Here is a 16,721-nt window from a genome sequence, read left to right as displayed (position 1 = left end):
TTAAAATAGATATACTGGTCTATAATGCTTGAATGGGGTTTTTCTTTAGCAAATAGGGTTCTTAGCTTAAGATTAAACACGGTTATCCTTCTTATGATCGCTATTAGTATTGAGTCTTCTTTCGAGCTCTTCTTCTAGCTCTTCAATGGCCGGCAACTCCCCTTTTAACTCTTCGGGAACAGCCTGCGTCAGCTGATATTCTGCTACTCCTAGCGGAGCGGTTAGATTTTTTAGTGAATATTCCACCACCACTTTATTGGGCGTCTTACAGAGAAGAATTCCAATGCTGGGATTGTCATTCGGGTGCCGCAACTGCGCATCTACGGCATTGAGGTAAAAATTCAGTTTTCCCGCATATTCTGGCTGAAACTCTGTCATCTTCAACTCAACCACCACATGGCAGCGTAGCTTCGTATGATACAATAGAATGTCTAGGTAAAAATCATCTCCTCCAATACTGAGCCGGTACTGCTTGCCCATGTAAGCAAAACCTTGACCCAACTCAAGGAGAAATTTTGTTACTTGATCAGCCAGCGCATTCTCCAGGTCCCTTTCTCGGGCTTGCGGACCTAAACTGAGGAAATCAAAGTTATATGGATTCTTGAGCGTTTCTATGGCTAATTCTGCTTGAGGTTGGGGCAAAGTCAAAGCAAAATTGTTCAAGGCTTTTCCCTGCCGCTGGTATAGCTTACTTTCTAACTGGTATAGCAGTACAGTACGGGACCAATTGTGGCGAATCGTCTCACTCACATAAAAGAGCGCTTCTTTAACGTCCGCGCATTTGGTTATTATTTCCCTGTTATGTCCCCAAGGAATTAATCCCACAAGCTGTGGGATTAATTCTTGCTCTCTATTTAACTGAGTAATTTCACTTAATTGTCCCACAAGCTGTGGGACTAACTCCTGTTCTTGACTATAAAAGAGATACCACTTCCGAACATAGAAGAGATTAGTGCGAGAGAAGCCTTTCATTTCAGGGAAGGAGGAACTTAGATCTTTTGACAATTGCTCAATCAGGGCTTCTCCCCAATTTGCTGCTTGTTGTTTTTCAACTATTTCTTTTCCCAATTGCCAGTATAATAGAATGAGGTCAGTATTTACTTTAACTGCTGCTTTCAGTTGAGAAACTTGTATTCTATTCTTCAACTCTGCCAGCCAAGTCCGGTAAGTTTCTCCTTGATTTAAGTCCAAATCTGTCATTCCTAATATTACATTATAACATATACAGCTGCAAGAACTAGCCAGATGATTATAGTGAAAAAATTAATATCGGAAAGAATGGTGATTCTGGCCATTTTACAAACCATAAACGCTCGTTCATGGTTTGTAAAATAACCCAAAACGATTACTTTTACCCTAAGATGGAGAAAAAGTATATCGCTTATTACTGGGCCAGTACCCCGCTCCAGGCCAAAAGCGATTTTGGGTTAAAGGCCCAGCAAGAGATGGTAAAAACCTTTATCAAAGGGAAAGGCGAACTGGTAGCCGAGTATACCGGAGTAGGTGGTGGGCTGAGTAACGGCCGGCCGGAGCTGGATGCGGCTATTGCCCATGCCCAGGTTACCGGAAGCACGCTGATAGTAGACCGGTTGAACCGGTTGTGTCGTGACCCGGCTTTTATAGCGAATTTGCGCCAGTCCGGCTTAGTTATTCTGGCCGTTCAATTGGATCTGTTCGACACCTTTTTTACTGCTTAAATTTTAGTTTATCCGCATGAAACAGTATGTCGCCTATTACCGGGTAAGTACCGCCAAGCAGGGGGCCAGTGGCCTGGGCCTGGAAGCGCAGCAATACGCCGTGGCTTCTTTTTTGAAAGGCGGGAAAATTGCCGGGGAATATATCGAGGTGGAGAGCGGCAAGAAAAACAACCGGCCGCAGCTACTGGCCGCCATCGAACATACCCGCAAAACCAAAGCCACTTTGGTGATTGCCAAGCTGGACCGGCTCAGCCGCAATGCCGCTTTTATTTTTACCTTGAAGGATAGCGGGGTTGATTTTATTTGTGCCGATATGCCGGATGCCAACACGTTAACCATTGGCATCTTTGCGGTCATGGCTCAACATGAGCGGGAAATGATTAGCAGCCGCACCAAAGCGGCCTTGCGTCAGATTAAACACAAAATAGAAACAGAAGGCTGGACGGTTTCCAAAAATGGCAACGTGATTAATAAATTAGGTAAGCCGGTTAACCTCACCTATGAACACCGGTTGGCCGGTGGGCTAGCGGTCAAGCAAAAAGCCGCCGAAAACCAAAATAACAAACGGGCTGCGGCCATGGTCCAGCTCTATCGGGCGCAGGGTTTAAACTGGCTAGCCATCGCTGGTAAGTTAAACGAGGCCGGGTTTCGGGCTAGTAAAGGCGGCGCATTTCAGGCAGTACAGGTGCAGCGGATTTATCAGCGCATAGCTGCCAATTAAAGCTTTTAAATATGTTATATAAAAATAGGCCTATTAAACTTGATGCTACCCTAAAATGGGCAACAATCATTTTTCTTATTGGAATTGTTCTGGTAAGTATTGCGCCACTCCTCTTTACTCGCCAATATTATTGGGAAGGCTTTGACTTTCGCGAAACTGGTCCTATTGGGGACACCATAGGTGGTATAACAGCTCCATTTGTAAATTTAATAGGCGCAATATTAGTTTATTTTGCTTTACATGCTCAGGTTAAAGCAAACCGGTTGGTACAAGAACAAATTGATAATCAAAAAGAAGAGGAAGTTATCAGACGGAAACTTCAATACGCTGGAGAAAAGTTTAATTTAGTTAGAAATGATGTAAATGAATTTACATATCATTTTAGAAAAACTATAACAAAAGGCGCACAGAGTAGCACAGAAAGGGTTACATATACAGGTGTAAGTGCGATAAGAGTATTACTCGACCAATTGAAAGATTACAAAAATCACGAAGATATCTATTCTGAAGCACCACCCTTAAAAGAACTGTATAACCTATTAAGTATAATTGATGCTTTAATTGATAATATCAACCAAGAAAATTTTTTACAACATGACAAAGATTTTTATAAATCGTTAATTTTTTATCTGTTTAATTCTAAAATAAAGCCTGCATTTAAAGCTAATGAAGATTACAGGTCCAGTATTAAACCGGCGTGCAGTGGTTGTGGAAAAAAGCACCTAGGCATACCAGATGATATATTCGAGTTAGTAGAGACAATTGACAAAAAAGTAAATTAATTCCTGCCCTATTGGATTCCTAGCACCTTTAACATTAACCCACTAGCATTGTCTGTGCCGATATAGCCGATGCCAACACATTAACCATTGGCATCATTAAACCAAAATAATAAAAGAGCTGCGGCCGTGGTAACACTTTACCGGGCGCAAGGATTAAACTGGCCGGCCATCGCTGAGAAATTAGAGGAAGTCAGGTTCCGGACCAGTTGGGGTAGACAATTCCCGGCAGTTCAGGTACAGTGCATACACGCTCGTAGCTCAGATTAATTACCGTCTATTTATATCTTACACTTAATTAGTTACATAAAGTGTAACTAATTACTTGCATAAACGTTACACTTTATGTAACTTTATTGCAGATAAAACTGGCATGAGAATTATTTCTACTTCGCCCATCGTTGAATACTACACCAAACATGCAGATTCTAAAACGGGCTTACAATTATTTATTTCCAGAATAAAGGCCCTGAAAATTACGAACCTGAATGAGTTAAGAAGTGTCGCTAATTCAGTAGATGTGATAGGAAATAATAGAGTGATTTTCAATATTAAAGGAAACAAGTATCGCCTGATTGCCGTGGTCCTAGTAGCCAACCAGACCGTATACATCAGATGGATAGGAACCCATGCGGAATATGATAAAATAGATGCTAATACTGTATAGTTAAAAATAAACGAGCAACCCCCCTCCCTGCCCATGTTAACACTAATAATTCACAAAGTAAAAAATGAAGAAGATTACAAGGAGGCCATGAGCCGAATTGACGCTATTCTAGCGCAAAATCCAGAGCCAGGAACGGACCTTTTCGATGAACTGGAGCTGCTCTCTACGCTGGTACATGCCTACGAAGAAATTCATTATCCTATCGACACCCCCGATCCGATAGAAGCCATAAAATATGTGATGGAAGAAAAAGGATGGAAAAATAAAGACCTTGAGCCTTTTATCGGGCCCAAATCAAGAGTATCGGAAATATTAAACCGCAAGCGCTATTTTACACTAGAGCAAATTAATAATCTCCATAAGGAGTTAAATATTCCGCTGGAGGTTTTTATTAATGACAAAGTTTTAGAAGCTACAGTCAATCATTAAATTGTAAATAGCTAAAAAATAAAGATTTTAAAGCCTCTCAACCTAGAGAGGCTTTTTATTTTATTAATAGTATAGAAAAACTGTATACCAATTTATAAATCTTACAACATGGCTCAATTAAGAGGGAAAATGCTTTACAAACACCTTATTAAATCTGGTGCATACGCTACTATGAGCAATATACTTATTAGTGGAAGTATAAATTGAACGACCATTAAAGATGGCGCTGCTCGTTGTATAACCGATACTTTGCCATTAACATATGCGATAAAACCTAATCACTTAAATGATTATTTGGAGGACCGTATATTCCGGGTCCATGTATTAGGAACAGAAATGAGTATAGAATCATACATTCTGCAAAGTTTACTGGTAGATTTGCTATAAGAGGAGTGGGTAATACTACATTGATGGTCAGAGAATAAATAAGAAACCTCAACCTTTAAGTATTTATGCAGGTTTGAATTTGGAAGCACTCCTGTTGATTAAAAATATACTGATGCCATAATATTCGTCTGCTCAATTTATAATATCCTGCCACACTTACATAATACTAATGTTGTAGGTAGTCCTTTAATCTTTGGAAAGTAATTAAAAAAGTTAGGGAAAATTAAACTTAATATAAGGTTACCAAACTTTATTAGCTCTTAATGTTTATTAATACTTACTTATCCAACAGAGCTATTTTTTTTTCGGTATTTCCTTTAACAAAAAGAAGATATTTAAGTCTATAGTCTTTATCTTCCTTGTATTTATTCCAATCCCTAACTTGCATAAATAGTTTATGTGCTTTTATGGCTTGATCATATCGCCGCAAAGCCTCAACCAAGTTCTCTCGTTCAGTTCCTGGACCGCAAAATTCAGTTATTCTTCCAATATAATAATATATCTGCTTAAGGAAGGCGAAATAATGCGTATTATAGTAATAGTAATAAGAGAAATTAATAGGGTCTTGCACAGCGTCTAAGTTTCCCTTTTTTATAACATTAAAAAAAGTATTCTGCACATTATCTACGTTTAATGTATCTACTGCTATCAGAATATTTAACGCAGTTAGTCCTTTTTCACAATCCACTGTTTGCCCATATTCAAAATTCCAAAATTCCTTTTTCCATCCCAAATAATCATCATTATATAATTTTTCATTTGGATAGTATTTGTTTGCAGCCATGTAGATAAACCTTGGAATCCCTTTAGTTGCCCCAAAGTTTACAAGCTCTTTTGCAGTTGTAGAATCTCCTTTTCTTAAGTACTCTTCCCGCAAGTAGAGTAAACTAGGTAGATGTCCCATGCCGACGGCTATGGAGAACCAATAGATTTTAGAGTCAGAGTCTTTATATGCATGCCCAAGTGCAGATGCATCTTTGATATTTCTTTCTCGTTCAAATCCTTCTAAGTGCTCTTGTATTATCTGTTGTTCCATTGCCGCCACAAACTCTCTATGTCTCTCCCTCTCAAGTCGCTTATTTTGAGTAAGTTGATTAAGTGAATTGGTAAACGAATTTACAGTATTCAAAAACTCGCTGTTACTTCTTTGATTTTCTTGGGATCGAATCCGTCTGATTTCTTCCAATTTGTTAATATCTCCGGCAAGCCGCGCATTCGTCTCCGCCAAATCAAGATTAAGATTTCGTAAAACTGCGCTTTGATTGGTGTTTTTTGCTTGGTTTAAATAGTTATTCGCTTGAGTTTGATATTGCTGCTTTTCTGTGGTCGTATTACTTACTTCTGTCTTATTATCGATGGCGGGATTAGGGCTACTTGTTGTCAGGGTTTTTTCAGATTTTGATAATTCGCTCAGATTTCTTTCTTGGGAATTGATTTTGGCTATAGCAACCTTATAATTTTGTTCGCAATCGTCTTCTTTTTGCTTATAACTTGTCTCAACATAATTCACCTGATTTGTATACGCACTTAGGCAATCACATGAACCAGCGCATTGTTTATGATGCTTTACACAACGATACTTAGGAAAATGATTATCGCACGCTAAGTAAACATATTTTGAAGGGTTAGGATTATTCTCAAAATAAGTACTCTCAATTCTATCAAGTTCCTTTTTCTTCTCTTGTGATATGCTTTTTAAACAATTTTCTTTTTGAGTCGCCGGGTCACTTGTTTGTGAATAACCATAAATACTAACGCTCAGCAGAATTAATATAAAGATTACTGTTCTCATATAAGTAAATTTTAGATTGGCCTTTTTGTCTCCCAATATCATTATTAACAAGAAAGATGAATAAAAAAGATATTCAAGGGTTACCGACAACCAAGGGGTAAACGTAATAATAAATATATGAAGGAATTATTGAATTTTTCTTAGGGACGGGATAGTTTTTCTGAGAAATGGCTGGTTACTTATAAAGTACCAGAAAAATCCCGAAAAAAAGGTCCGCTCAGTTCACTTCAGATGGCTTTTCGCCGATAACTAAGATTATGTTAAACAGAGGGTAAATTCTGGCTTTTGTTATATTTAAGTAAAGGGAAAGAATGGGAAGGCCTGGCGCCGGCAGCGGTTGATACAGCCGGACTGGCCGGAGATTCTGCTGGTCTGCAGGATTATTGAAAAGTTTTATTAAATTGGTTAAGGGAGGAGAAGGATAGCTGCAACTACTCCAGTATAAAACAAACTGGAAAACGGACCGCTAGCAACTTTATCCATAGGACAGATAACTAGAATTGCTCCGCTTATAAATTAGAAATCCTGATATGGTTGAAATATGAATAAGAAATTATTTTTGGCAATTGTTTTTTTAGCAGGCTGCGACCCTTTTGACACTAGATTAGCAATAGTAAATAAATCAAAAGAAGTAATATTTTATTCTATTTCAGGTAATGATTCTATAAGCAATTCATCACCGTTATATATTAGGGATAACGACACTATTTGGCACCAAAGCAGCATGGTGCTACCAGATTCGATAGTAAAGCTAGAAATGTTGGGAAGAAATGGTTGGGAAAATTTCATTAAGGAAAAATGTAGAGACAGTAAGTTAAGATTGTTCCTATTTGATAAAAACTTGCTTTTAAATAAAACTTGGGATAACATTTATAGCCAACAAAATTATACTAGAAAATACGTGCTAACTGTTGAAGATCTAAAGTTGAAGAATTGGAAACTAGTTTATAAATAAAATTTAATATAATAAATTAAAGGCTAACCTACCCATGCCACAGCATAGCATTGACGCTGGCCTATAAGTTAATTTATGTAAAACTGAAGCCTGAATAACAGAAAACAGGTATAAGAAAAAAGTACACCTGTCCAGGTGTACTTCCATAGTCCTTTGAACTGGGTGATTGAGTATTAACCGGTATGGCTCTCCCCTTCCGCTGCTTTATTCTTCCGGCCGCGATACCCACCTCTTTTTTTAATCTTAAGGTTGCCGTCTTTCGCCTGGCTAATCAAATTCTTTAGTTCTTCCAAACCTTTCTGTTGCTGGTCTACATACCGCTCCAGGCTGGTGGTTAAGGCATCCAACAGTTCTTTGTTTTGTTGTGCATCCTGAAGGGTCTGCACAATTTCATTAATATTTGCTTCTTTAGCCATGTTTTAGATTTTAAAGAATGAGTACATACAGCTAAAAGTACTACATTTTTATATTGTTGCTTATTAATCTGTATAGTTTCTCATCTAACCCGTCTCCATAATCAAGAAAGCAGTAGTTTTTTGAGATGGCTATATGCGATTGCTTGATAGGCAAAAAACCACGATTCATTTAAGTCATTTAACAAGACAACTTTGTCAATCAAATTCAGGGCTATTCACAATAAAGGATTGCCGCCTTTAATTAGGAGCCACAAGAACTATTTGATGCCTAATTGCTGATTTATAATCCCCGTGACTACTGATATTCCTACCCCTTAAGCAAAATCAGCCACCCATTGTCCAGCCGATTTTAAACGTTCGAGAATGGGTTTTTCATCTCCTTTATCAGCTGCCTGTTTAGCTCCAGCAATAGTTCAAACTGCAATATCAGTCTTTACCTGAACCTTTCTCTTCTATCTGATTTTCTCTAGTTGTTCAATAAGTTAGGAAAGTTGCTGTGACAAACTATCTAAATCCAATGGATTGGACTGCTGAGTTACAGCTTGCGAAAAATTTTCAGCCCTTGCCCCACGACCTTGAGCACCTACATTTCCCTAATGGTAAGTTATGTAGGATATTCTTAAAGCTTACTCCCTTATAAGTGCATTTCTGTAGGCTAGAGTTATTCATCTATTTACTCATAATTAGGAAAGTTCTCCTTTGCCTTAGAGTAATTTAGTTCCACTCAGGAATATAAGATGTCTTTTATCCTAGTATATATTATATTATTTATAAATTGTAATACTAACGTTAAGGTAAATCTTTAATCTCATCCTGATGGAGCCTGCTTCTTTACCGGTACACATGCATGAATATTATAATGCTTACTTCCATTTGTGGGTAGATTCCGAGGTTAAACTGATGTATACCGAGTGGCTAACTGCTCCTAGTGCCCTGGAGTACCAGGAAGCAGCGGCGTTATTTATCCATTATCTGCAAAAATATAAAGTGGAATATTGGTTTATGGACTCTAACCGCCTGGGAGGCTTATCGCTGGAGGAACAAAGAAAAGTCATTCAACAATTAGCGCCGGCCGTGGCGGCCTCCTGCTTAAGGAAAGTAGCCCGCATTATTTTCCAAGATGCGGACAACCGCGTCATGTTTGATGAAACGGTAACCGAGCTAAAGAACCAGTACCAAGCCACTGTAGAAATACAGCAATTCTGGACTTACAACGAAGCAGCCAATTGGATTACTGTGATTCGAGCCTGAAAGAGAATGATGAAACAGTTTCACCAGCACCACCACTTTAATCTGTACTGGCATCAGCAGGCAACTAGGATATTCGTAAAAATCAGTTATCCTATTTAGGCATCCTGCAACAGCCAAGCCAACGCAGAAGGTTGGTCTAAAAACAAATCCATGGTGAACGGTTTCTTCAGGCTAAGTGGTTGCGCAACGTTCTCCGCTAAGGGTGCTTTATCCGTGGTCATGAATGTTTCAGGGTGCATCAAGATAGCAAATTTTAATAGCTGGCCCCTTTCTAGTAAGGGGAACAGCTGGGCATACATCCAATGCTGGTCGCTAAAAGGTAGATAAAGCACCTGGCGGGCATCCGTCAGCCAATACTTCGTGTTAGTATCTAAAGCCACCTGGATAGCTTGCTGGTACCCTCTTCGGTAATCTGTGCTGTTGGGATGCTGTTGCCAGGTGAGGCGTAATAAAGATTTTGTGGAATCGATACTGATTTGGAGGACTTCATCAGCAAAAATCAGTTTTATACTAGCAGTATTAATCATGAGCAGATACCTTCCCTCTTCTTTCCAAATTTTCAGCGGCAAGCTAATGAAAGCAGTTGGTATTTAAAGAAAAAGGGCTTTATTATAATGTTAAGCCGGTATAGAAAGAGTGGGTTAAGGGTAAACCAGCTAAACTATTCTTAGTTTAAATCCTTAACTAGACCCAATAAGGCCTGCTTCCCTCCTGCTTAACATAAATCCGTTTATAAGGCTATTTTAATTCAGACTCGAAATAAAATTTACTATATATTATCTATAATAGCTCCAATTGATATCTATTGCAATGTCGTTTGTTGTACTTTGGTTTTAATAATCTAATAAAATGCCTCTCCTCCCTCAAGGCATCGACTTTTCTTTCAAATGACTTGATATATATACTAGTTCTTGAGGAAATCTTGTTTTGATGCTTTTGCATCCTCCAGAAAACATTAGATGTGCTTCCCACATATAATGGTTCATCAGACTCAAGTATTATATAAACAAAAAAGATAGAGTTGTAATGTAAGTATCTTTGGTATTTAAAAGCTTTAACAATTTCTACTCTATTAAATGTCTGATATCCATTTAGAAAATGCATAAATTATTAATTTTATTAACTTTTAATAATATAAATAAAGTTAATAATTTATTTATACTATTAAAAGTTAATCATTAGCGTTTTTAACATAATATTTATCTTTGAAGTAGTTCATCAGAATATTTTCTACAAAATCCGATTTACTCCTATACTTCTCTTCCAATGTTCCAGTATCGATCATTTCCTCTAATCTTTCATCTACAAAAAAAGTTATCCGTTTTCTTACTTTTGCACTTTTCACCTGTACTGAGTCTGGTACTGTTTCAGATTGTAGACTTGATTTACTGCCATGTAGTTTACCAAGAACATTACCAAAGTCCTTCTTATCCTTTGCCATATTTAATACTTTACTAATACTTAACAATTTATTTAAAATTAATCAATTATTAATACTTAATAAAATATTAACTATTAATAATTTCTTTGGCAAGTTTCATGTAATCTTTAGCCCCATTTGATTCAGGAGCATAATCATATATATTCTGTTTCACAGCAATAGATTCATTTAATGACACATTAGTACGGATAGTTGTTTTTAGGACCTTCTCTCCTAATTGTTCTTTTGCTTCACTGATGATAGTTTTACCTAAAATAGTTTGAGCATTTTTTGAGTTATTTGTAAAAAATAACCCTCCTAATTTAATATTTGGATTTATTTCCTCTTCTTTTATAATAGAGATTGTTTCCAGTAATCGCGAAAGTCCATCCCAGGCATATGGCTCCGCAACCATTGGTATATAAACAGAATCACAGGCAACCAAAGCGGATACTGTATAAATTCCTAATGAAGGTGGGCAATCTATTAATATATAATCATATTTATCCTTAATCTTTTTTAATAAAGATTTTAACTTAACTGCCCCAGTAATTGAATTTGATATTGTGTGTTCTCTTTCGATTAAAGTTCGACCAGAATTAATGACATCAACACCATTAACTTTATGTATTATGTCTGTAATTTTACATCCATCAGTTAAGGCATCAGAAATATTTAGAGATTCATCAGTGCGTATACCTACTGTTAAGGTCAAATTTGCTTGCGCATCTAAATCTACTAATAAAACTTTTTTACCTAATTTGTTAAGTGCGTAACCAATATTCATAGTGGATGTGGTCTTCGCTACCCCTCCTTTTGCATTAACAATTGCAAATACATTAGTCATAGTTAATAAATTACTTAAAGTTAATCAATGCGTAATATTATTAACTTTATTATGAGTAAACAAAATATTAATTTTATTGACTTTATTAACTTTATTAAGTGTATTAACTTTATTAATTTATCATATTCTCACCCATTTGAATGAGGGGAGGATCTGGTGATTTAGGAGAATAAAATCTTGAGTGATTGAAATGCCTACTTCTAAAGGATCTACTCGGATTGCTCTTTTTGCCATAAGTTGTATTTTATGCCTAGAACTTCCTTTATTATTATTACAGAGTGTTGCCCTTTGGTTCTCTTTAATTTAGAATGATCTCCTGAATTTATTTCAGCATTTATACGGTAGAGAACAGGGTTTAAATCTTCTTTAATACGTGCTATTGGAACCCTTTCTATAATGTATGTTGCTTGCTTTTCTGTTAACCCATATTCAAGCATTCTCTCCATTGGTCGCTTCCATTCATCAGGTAGTTCAGATGTTTTTGCTAATTTTTCTTCTGAAGGCGCTTGGATCGGAACTGTCTTTATTAGCTCGAATGTAATTGTGTCCACATTTCTGCCTTTCTTTTTTAATTTATAATTAAAAGCCATCTCTGTATTTGCAAGTTCAGCTTTAGCAGTATCTAAGATTCTTCTTTTAAATTCAGCAAATAATGGATACTTAACAACTTTAACATTAGGAATGGGAGGGAGCGCAGATGGTATCTCACCAAATAAGTCAGTATTAGGCTTAAATGTAATCTTATCTACCTTTTTTACTTCGTCTTCCTCTAATTCTATATCTAACCCTAACATCAAGCGTAAATGCTTGTATTTTATTGGTTCAGGTTTCTTCTTGAACAGCTCCTGTTTAATAAACATGTATATTCGGTATGCTTGAATAGTTTTAAGACTTAATAATTGCTCCAGTTCCGCTTGGGTATAATTGCCTTTTAGATCAAGAAGAAATGGAGCTAAATCGCTATTGATTTTTGTAATTAGATATCTATTATCTTCTGTATAATCAACAGTAGGAAAAATCACCATACTCCTGTAAGCCTTCTTTTCAATTCCATCTTTATTTGTAAAAAAGCTTTCAATTTTAAATTTTATCTCCTGTAATTCAGAGACTAATTTTTTTACCTGTTTATAATTTTTTCCTCCTTTAGATGCATGTAGCACATCAATAGGAATTTTTACATGTGTTAGTTCTTTATCTTCTTTATTAATATGCCCTAATGAGTATAGAAATGCTCTCAATTGTACAGTTGGGATATCAAAGCAACTGTTTATCAAACTGTTACTTTGAGTAACTATTTTATTTGGCTTTTTAAGAGGAATTCCAATGTGATCTTTCATTAGCTAAAATAGGTGGTTAGTCTTATTACAAATATATGTACTGGATACATTAGTAGTACATATATCAAGAGAAACATTAAGTTACCTATTCTAAATTATAAAGGTGGGATTCTGTACATCGAATGGGATTCTGTACATATAAAGGTGGGATTCTGTACATATAAAAGTGGGATTCTGTACATATGAAGGTGGGATTCTGTACATATATAGTGGGATTCTGTACATATACTTAACCAAAACTCATTCATTTATAGATATTTATGGCTAGTTAATAATTTAATAATAATATAAAAGATAATGAATTTATAAAGCTTTCATTATTTAACTTTTAAATTTTTAAGAATAAACTTAACTTTTTTTAGTTTTAAACCTCATTTTAAGAATACTGAATTTGCCAAGTTTGGGATTTTGTACATAAAACAGGTAAATAACTCTAGTTGGTGCAATTATATACAATTTGCAAATACCAGTTAGTGAGGTCCTAACCATTAAGTATTAATTATGAATCAGTTTCATCCTGCTTGAGTGGGATTCTGTACATATTAACATAAGTGTTATCAATTTTTAACCATATTTTTTAATAGAGATTTCATTGCTTATAAAAATTGATATTTTAAATTCCGATTACCTAAAATGCCTTTATTCAATCAATAATTGATTTTTTTATTAAAAAGCTCCAGCTTAAAAATTCAAGTTATTGTTGTAATGGATAGCTTATTATCTACTTATTTTTATATTTAATTTTTATTTATAAGGATCTGACCCAGGGTAATATTATCGATTAATTTTCCTTCTTTTAAAGGTTTTAAACATAGGGTTGGTCTAAACTCAACCAATATTTAACGTTTAATCTTAGTTTTGATAATAATATTTTATTAACTACCTGAATATTAGTTATATATGGTAAAGCCTGTAAAAAGCAATGCAAGCCTCACGGAGTACAGCACGTTCCGCGCTGGTAGCAAGGTACAATTGTAATCTAGGTAAGTGAGGCTATATGAATTGCAAGGGAGGAAATAGAGGATCTAGTGAGCCATCGTTTGACGAGCTGGGCTTAGAATTTTCTTCTTTCTATCTAGTAAATAATGTTTGATTTAAAACCTAATTCTGGCCTCTTTTTACCCTTTATCGGCTAATTGTAGCTTATGAGAGAGGGGTAATTAGGGTTTTTGTGCCATTTTAGGCATAAAATCACACTGCATTTATCAATAATATTTTAGTAACTAATTGAAAGCTAATCAAGTAAGCTGGAATCCTTAAAAAAGCGCTGCAAGCCTGACGAAGTACACCACGACCCGCGCTGCCGAGGGGGCGCAATTGTAGTAGTCCAAAGTTCGGCTATATGAACAATCGGGTAGGAGTCAAGGCTAATAGTGCACTCAGCCCAGGCTATCTCCAGCAAGTAAAAGCTTCGGAATAATGGGTCATCAGCTACTTATAAGTTAGTTAGTAGGAGCCTGCAATTGCGCAATTACACCTAATTACCACAATTGTGCAATGATGCTCTACAATTGCGCAATTGCAGGGCCACTACTCCAGAAAATTAGAAAGTTACCAAGGGGCTGTAGTTGGGATTGTTGGTGGTTGCTTTCTCGACGGATTAAATTTCTTTCCGTTATTTCTCATCCTCCAGAAGCTCATTTTCTTCCATAAACTCCTGAAATTGTTCTTCCCCTACCAAGTGCTGAAATTGAAATTCCAAGTGGTTATCCGGGTCAATATCATAAAAAAGCCGGGAACCAGACGCATTTTCTGTTTCTATAAGATGGGTCACGTGTTCAGAGAAAGAGCGCGAGCTGAGCCCCATTTGGACCAGCCACTCGTGTTCCTGGGTGTCAATCAGGAGCTGCTTTGCATAATAACTATCGTTGGTACTGGAGGCATTGGCAAAGCGGCTCTCTTGCTGATTGCTGACTTGGGGGAGGATTACGGCAATCAAGCTTGTTTTATCCAAATAGAAGCCTAGAGTTAGGGCGTAAATACGCCCCTCATACTTAAATTTAACGCCGGCAATATGATGCAAGGCGCGGAATTTGTACTCACCAAAAGGTTTGGATTCCCGACCATCGGCTAAGATTTCGGTTTGGTAAGCATTAAACAAGACTAAAAGTAAATGAGGGCTAGGGGTGGTGTATTCTAGGGTCACGTCTAACCGCACCTCCTGGTTTTTCTTGGTATCAAACAAGTTAATATACATACTGGTCTAATTGATTGAAGTAAGGTAAGTCAGGCTACACACTGTCTTTTAGCACGGCTAGCAGCCGGAAGGGTAAAATAGGGAGGGTGCTAAAAGCAGGCAGACAAAGATAGGATTTTACAACACAGCATGTATGCTGTTAAGGTAATATTTTTTTGTTGTGTTTTTGCGTGGTGGAGCACAACGAAGAAGTAGCCTTTCTGCGGGCTTTTGGGCAAAATTTAAAACGGCTGCGGGAAGAAAAGCAGCTGACGCAAGCCAATGTAGCCTTTGAGGCAGGCTTATCCCTCTCCCAGGTGCAGCGGATAGAATACGGGAACCACAACTTCAGTATCTTAACATTACTAGCCTTAGCGCAAGCCCTGGAAGTCTCTCCGGCAGCTTTATTAAACCCAGACCCGGGGACAACCGCCAAGTCATCCTAGCGGTACCAATTAAATTAATTTGGGGGACAAAGTAGGCGGTAATTCTAGGTGTTGCCGGTAAGCTGACCAGGGTGGATAAAAAGTGGATAATTATTATTGATTTGAGTTAATATAAAATATAATTTTTTAAACAATTTTTCGGTATAGTTTGCCTAAATTGTATCCAGTTATATTAGATAAATCACATTAAAAATACATGAATTTTCTTTAAATACCTGATTAAAAGATAGTTAAGATAAAAATATTTAAATAAAAGTGATATAAACCCGTATGGGGTGCTGTTTGCGTAGTGGTTGCATTTATGTTATATTTGACTCTATAAGCGAAAGCAACCTAATGGACTTTATGTCACTTATTGCCGACGGAACTCAGCTGGTGGAATTTATTGCCGCTGTAGTAGGTCTTATTGTCACATGCCGGGGATTAAATTCACCGGCTAAACGATAATAAGAAGAGCCTGTTAGACAGGCTCCTCCATTTCCAAGTATTCTGCCAGGGCCTCGTGAACTCAAGGCAGAAAGGACCTAGTATTTCTTTTACGTGGTTTTTCAATAAACAACGGAACCCTTTAAAAAGTGCCCTGCTGCAAGTAGGGCTTTTTTTATTCCCTAAAACATGCATCCGGTAAGTTGCTTTATCCCTTTATGGTGGGAAAGCCGCTCTTATCCGGTTGGTCTCTTTTAACGATACAAATATGATATTTATTTTAAATAAAAAAAAGGACAATATATAAGGGGAAGTAACATTGAATTTTGCATCAATTTTGGCTCATAAAGAAGAACAGGTAAGCTGTATAGGTCTTTTTGATAGCAAAATATAGGCGCATTAGTATTGCTAGTAACATTTTGATAGCACGGCTTAAGTAATAAATACATAAAATATGGGCTACAGATATATTTTAGCTGGATATTTCTAGAGGCTAATACCCCACATACTTGTAGTAAGGCCTTAGCTGTTAGTAATGCTAGAGGGTGAGTTACAATGGTCTGGTACCAATACGGAACAGGGTGTAAAGTGCGGCTTCAGGATGACTATTGGTTTTGAACTCAAAACAGAGCATCAGGAGAATAGTAATCTCAAGGCAATACCAGGGAAAATTTCTCACATAAAAATACTGATTTTTCAGTATTTTTTATGTGAGAAAACCCACATACCTTGCCTATATAGGTATATATAAATCCTTTAACACAAACCTTTACCCTCGTACTTTGGAACGAACCATTTACTAACTCATTCTTATGCTTCCAGCTTATAATGACAGAAAAGCCACGGCTTTTTGGGTGGCCTTGCTTTGCCTATTGATAATTGAATGTGCCGGTATTACTGTAAGTAAAAGCTGGGCTCAAACAGCACTCCCTAAAATAATTCCACCCTCGCCCGAAACAGCGGCTTTATTTAAGC

The 16,721-nt window shown here is 36.8% G+C and carries 17 protein-coding genes; 8 read left to right on the top strand and 9 right to left on the bottom strand.

The window, feature by feature from the left end:
• Nucleotides 1-72: 72 nt before the first annotated feature.
• The gene (locus F0145_RS25255; protein WP_150093344.1) at nt 73-1,200 is read right to left on the bottom strand and encodes a PDDEXK nuclease domain-containing protein; all 1,128 of its coding nucleotides are present in this window, start codon (nt 1,198-1,200) and stop codon (nt 73-75) included.
• A 119-nt stretch (nt 1,201-1,319) separates the two neighbouring features.
• Between F0145_RS25255 and F0145_RS25250 the strand changes: the two genes are divergently transcribed.
• From F0145_RS25250 to F0145_RS25230, 5 genes are all read left to right on the top strand, one after another.
• Nucleotides 1,320-1,697: a recombinase family protein gene (locus F0145_RS25250; protein ID WP_150093342.1), complete on the top strand. Its 378-nt coding sequence runs from the start codon at nt 1,320-1,322 to the stop codon at nt 1,695-1,697.
• A gap of 16 nt (nt 1,698-1,713) precedes the next feature.
• Nucleotides 1,714-2,418 carry a recombinase family protein gene (locus F0145_RS25245; protein WP_150093340.1) on the top strand — a complete coding sequence of 235 codons (705 nt, stop codon included), beginning with the start codon at nt 1,714-1,716 and terminating at the stop codon, nt 2,416-2,418.
• Nucleotides 2,419-2,429: 11 nt separating this feature from the next.
• The gene (locus F0145_RS25240; protein ID WP_150093338.1) at nt 2,430-3,200 is read left to right on the top strand and encodes a hypothetical protein; all 771 of its coding nucleotides are present in this window, start codon (nt 2,430-2,432) and stop codon (nt 3,198-3,200) included.
• A gap of 370 nt (nt 3,201-3,570) precedes the next feature.
• Nucleotides 3,571-3,864 carry a type II toxin-antitoxin system HigB family toxin gene (locus tag F0145_RS25235; RefSeq protein WP_150093336.1) on the top strand — a complete coding sequence of 98 codons (294 nt, stop codon included), beginning with the start codon at nt 3,571-3,573 and terminating at the stop codon, nt 3,862-3,864.
• Between the two features lie 33 nt (nt 3,865-3,897).
• Nucleotides 3,898-4,293 (top strand): helix-turn-helix domain-containing protein, encoded by a 396-nt coding sequence (locus F0145_RS25230; RefSeq protein ID WP_150093334.1) that lies wholly within the window; start codon nt 3,898-3,900, stop codon nt 4,291-4,293.
• A gap of 664 nt (nt 4,294-4,957) precedes the next feature.
• On the opposite strand, the gene F0145_RS25225 is transcribed toward F0145_RS25230, so the two are convergent.
• The gene (locus tag F0145_RS25225; RefSeq protein ID WP_150093332.1) at nt 4,958-6,472 is read right to left on the bottom strand and encodes a hypothetical protein; all 1,515 of its coding nucleotides are present in this window, start codon (nt 6,470-6,472) and stop codon (nt 4,958-4,960) included.
• A 541-nt stretch (nt 6,473-7,013) separates the two neighbouring features.
• On the opposite strand from F0145_RS25225, the gene F0145_RS25220 reads away from it, so the two are divergent.
• A complete protein-coding gene (locus F0145_RS25220) occupies nt 7,014-7,427 on the top strand; it encodes a hypothetical protein (RefSeq protein WP_150093330.1) in 414 nt (137 codons plus the stop codon).
• A gap of 173 nt (nt 7,428-7,600) precedes the next feature.
• Here the strand turns inward: F0145_RS25220 and F0145_RS25215 are convergent, their stop codons facing one another.
• A complete protein-coding gene (locus F0145_RS25215) occupies nt 7,601-7,843 on the bottom strand; it encodes a hypothetical protein (RefSeq protein WP_150093328.1) in 243 nt (80 codons plus the stop codon).
• A gap of 816 nt (nt 7,844-8,659) precedes the next feature.
• On the opposite strand from F0145_RS25215, the gene F0145_RS25210 reads away from it, so the two are divergent.
• Nucleotides 8,660-9,094, top strand: coding sequence for a hypothetical protein (locus F0145_RS25210; protein WP_150093326.1), 435 nt, complete (start codon nt 8,660-8,662; stop codon nt 9,092-9,094).
• A 95-nt stretch (nt 9,095-9,189) separates the two neighbouring features.
• Here F0145_RS25210 and F0145_RS25205 read toward each other — a convergent pair whose 3' ends face one another.
• The 6 genes from F0145_RS25205 to F0145_RS25180 all read right to left on the bottom strand — a co-directional run bounded on the left by F0145_RS25205 (nt 9,190) and on the right by F0145_RS25180 (nt 14,883).
• Nucleotides 9,190-9,663, bottom strand: a complete 474-nt coding sequence (locus F0145_RS25205; RefSeq protein ID WP_150093324.1) for a hypothetical protein — start codon at nt 9,661-9,663, stop codon at nt 9,190-9,192.
• A 211-nt stretch (nt 9,664-9,874) separates the two neighbouring features.
• On the bottom strand, nt 9,875-10,198 hold the full coding sequence (locus F0145_RS27085; RefSeq protein ID WP_150093322.1) for a GIY-YIG nuclease family protein: 324 nt from the start codon (nt 10,196-10,198) through the stop codon (nt 9,875-9,877).
• A 67-nt stretch (nt 10,199-10,265) separates the two neighbouring features.
• Nucleotides 10,266-10,535, bottom strand: coding sequence for a hypothetical protein (locus F0145_RS25195; RefSeq protein ID WP_150093320.1), 270 nt, complete (start codon nt 10,533-10,535; stop codon nt 10,266-10,268).
• Between the two features lie 67 nt (nt 10,536-10,602).
• Entirely contained in the window at nt 10,603-11,361 is a 759-nt protein-coding gene (locus F0145_RS25190) for a ParA family protein (RefSeq protein WP_150093318.1), read from the bottom strand.
• Between the two features lie 209 nt (nt 11,362-11,570).
• Nucleotides 11,571-12,698, bottom strand: a complete 1,128-nt coding sequence (locus F0145_RS25185; RefSeq protein WP_150093316.1) for a replication initiation protein — start codon at nt 12,696-12,698, stop codon at nt 11,571-11,573.
• A gap of 1,615 nt (nt 12,699-14,313) precedes the next feature.
• Nucleotides 14,314-14,883: a hypothetical protein gene (locus tag F0145_RS25180; protein ID WP_150093314.1), complete on the bottom strand. Its 570-nt coding sequence runs from the start codon at nt 14,881-14,883 to the stop codon at nt 14,314-14,316.
• Nucleotides 14,884-15,050: 167 nt separating this feature from the next.
• Between F0145_RS25180 and F0145_RS25175 the strand changes: the two genes are divergently transcribed.
• Nucleotides 15,051-15,320, top strand: a complete 270-nt coding sequence (locus tag F0145_RS25175; protein WP_150093312.1) for a helix-turn-helix domain-containing protein — start codon at nt 15,051-15,053, stop codon at nt 15,318-15,320.
• The last annotated feature ends 1,401 nt before the right edge of the window (nt 15,321-16,721 follow it).

The organism is Adhaeribacter rhizoryzae (genome assembly GCF_008629685.1).
GTDB classification, from domain to species: Bacteria; Bacteroidota; Bacteroidia; order Cytophagales; family Hymenobacteraceae; genus Adhaeribacter; species Adhaeribacter rhizoryzae.
Note: the sequence above shows the minus strand (reverse complement) of the source record. Positions and strands in the feature narration are given on the sequence as shown.

Bases quoted from the DNA above. Each gene is read 5' to 3' on its own strand.
- F0145_RS25215 (WP_150093328.1), bottom strand. From the start codon at position 7,843: ATGGCTAAAGAAGCAAATATTAATGAAATTGTGCAGACCCTTCAGGAT.
- F0145_RS25195 (WP_150093320.1), bottom strand. From the start codon at position 10,535: ATGGCAAAGGATAAGAAGGACTTTGGTAATGTTCTTGGTAAACTACAT.
- F0145_RS25210 (WP_150093326.1), top strand. From the start codon at position 8,660: ATGGAGCCTGCTTCTTTACCGGTACACATGCATGAATATTATAATGCT.
- F0145_RS27085 (WP_150093322.1), bottom strand. From the start codon at position 10,198: ATGCATTTTCTAAATGGATATCAGACATTTAATAGAGTAGAAATTGTT.
- F0145_RS25225 (WP_150093332.1), bottom strand. From the start codon at position 6,472: ATGAGAACAGTAATCTTTATATTAATTCTGCTGAGCGTTAGTATTTAT.
- F0145_RS25190 (WP_150093318.1), bottom strand. From the start codon at position 11,361: ATGACTAATGTATTTGCAATTGTTAATGCAAAAGGAGGGGTAGCGAAG.
- F0145_RS25240 (WP_150093338.1), top strand. From the start codon at position 2,430: ATGTTATATAAAAATAGGCCTATTAAACTTGATGCTACCCTAAAATGG.
- F0145_RS25250 (WP_150093342.1), top strand. From the start codon at position 1,320: ATGGTTTGTAAAATAACCCAAAACGATTACTTTTACCCTAAGATGGAG.
- F0145_RS25245 (WP_150093340.1), top strand. From the start codon at position 1,714: ATGAAACAGTATGTCGCCTATTACCGGGTAAGTACCGCCAAGCAGGGG.
- F0145_RS25230 (WP_150093334.1), top strand. From the start codon at position 3,898: ATGTTAACACTAATAATTCACAAAGTAAAAAATGAAGAAGATTACAAG.
- F0145_RS25220 (WP_150093330.1), top strand. From the start codon at position 7,014: ATGAATAAGAAATTATTTTTGGCAATTGTTTTTTTAGCAGGCTGCGAC.
- F0145_RS25255 (WP_150093344.1), bottom strand. From the start codon at position 1,200: ATGACAGATTTGGACTTAAATCAAGGAGAAACTTACCGGACTTGGCTG.
- F0145_RS25185 (WP_150093316.1), bottom strand. From the start codon at position 12,698: ATGAAAGATCACATTGGAATTCCTCTTAAAAAGCCAAATAAAATAGTT.
- F0145_RS25235 (WP_150093336.1), top strand. From the start codon at position 3,571: ATGAGAATTATTTCTACTTCGCCCATCGTTGAATACTACACCAAACAT.